Below are 1,414 nucleotides of genomic sequence, written 5' to 3'. Positions count from 1 at the left end.
AGGTATCCCATGCATTTGCGGAGCATTTTGTGCGTCACACCATTGGCTGGCACCACGCGAAAGAAAATGACCGCCACCAACCCAAATACGGCAACCTTGCAGGAGTGCAAGAACACCATTACGAGTTGATTGATAATCTGATTGCCCAAAATTCGTAGCTCAATCCCATCTGTAAAAACAGCTCTAAACTAAGAGCTGTTTTTACAATAGAGCGACCAGTGAACTGATTAAACAATTCTCACCCCGGTCGGCATCACTCTTTCTGGCGTTAGTAACACACTTTCGGATTCATCATCCGTTTCTGCGCATAACAACATACATTCAGAGGTTTCACCGCGCATTTTGGCTTTGGCAAGATTACACAACACGACCACTTGTTTTCCCATCAACTCTTCCTCGGTGTAATAAGGCACTAAACTGGTTACGGTTTGCAGTGTTTTTTCACCAATATCAATCTGCACAATATACAGCTTGTCTGCATTTTGATGACGAGCTACTTCAATGATTTTTCCGGTACGAATTTCTAATTTGGCAAAATCAGAGTAAGCGATAGTTTCCATAATTAAAACCTCAGTAAAGTTTTACTAAAAAGATAACGTTTACACTATCAGTAAGCTTAATAAATACAAGTGGTAAAGATCTCATTTCCGAAAGCAAATCCTCTATCAAATTGCACTTATTACACAATGGGTGTTTAATACTTTCAGTCAAAATTTTTAGCCACTAAAGGTTCTATATGGCAACGATCAAGGATGTCGCGAAAGAAGCAGGTGTTTCGGTCGCAACGGTTTCTCGCGTGATCAACAAGTCCCCAAAAGCCAGTCAATCATCGGTAGAGTCGGTCACCAAAGCAATGAGCAAATTGGGTTACAGACCCAATGCCGCAGCTCGCGCACTGGTGAGTCAAAGCACAAATACCATGGGTGTGTTGGTGAGTGATGTGTCCGATCCTTTCTTCGGCACGCTGGTCAAATCCGTCGATAATGTCGCGCGCGAAAATGGCAAACATATCTTGATTGGCAACGGTTACCATAATCCAGAAGATGAGCGTCAAGCCCTAGAATTACTGATCAACAGCCGTTGCGATGCAATAGTCATCCACTCGAAAGGCTTATCTGATGAGGAGCTAATTGGCTACGCCCAAGAAGTGAAAGGTATGGTGCTTATCAATCGTCATATCCCAGAACTGGCCGAACGTTGTATTTCCCTTGATAACCGCAAAGGAGCATTCCTCGCGACAGAATATTTAATTCGTCACGGGCATCGCAAAATCGCTTGTATTGCCTCATCCCACGATATCGAAGATACCGATGAGCGATTGCAAGGTTACCAAGCCGCATTGAAAGAACATGGTATTGAGCTCTCCAAAAGCTACATCGAATACGGTGAACCCAACAGTGATGGTGGCGAAGTT

General features: G+C 43.6%; 2 protein-coding genes and 1 pseudogene. 2 read left to right on the top strand and 1 reads right to left on the bottom strand.

All coding sequences use genetic code 11. From position 1 onward, the window contains the following. Positions 1 to 158, top strand: a pseudogene (locus R8269_RS24395) (gamma-glutamylcyclotransferase); the annotation flags it as partial. A 69-nt stretch (positions 159 to 227) separates the two neighbouring features. Here the strand turns inward: R8269_RS24395 and R8269_RS24390 are convergent. Further along, entirely contained in the window at positions 228 to 560 is a 333-nt protein-coding gene (locus tag R8269_RS24390; protein WP_025545625.1) for a tRNA-binding protein, read from the bottom strand. 176 nt (positions 561 to 736) lie between these two features. On the opposite strand from R8269_RS24390, the gene R8269_RS24385 reads away from it, so the two are divergent. Continuing rightward, positions 737 to 1,414 (top strand): LacI family DNA-binding transcriptional regulator (locus tag R8269_RS24385; RefSeq protein WP_318222796.1); only part of this gene is annotated, 678 nt, incomplete at its 3' end.

Source organism: Vibrio sp. Vb0667, from assembly GCF_033391095.1.
The sequence above is the reverse complement of the archived record's forward strand: the minus strand, read 5'-3'. Positions and strand labels throughout refer to the sequence as shown.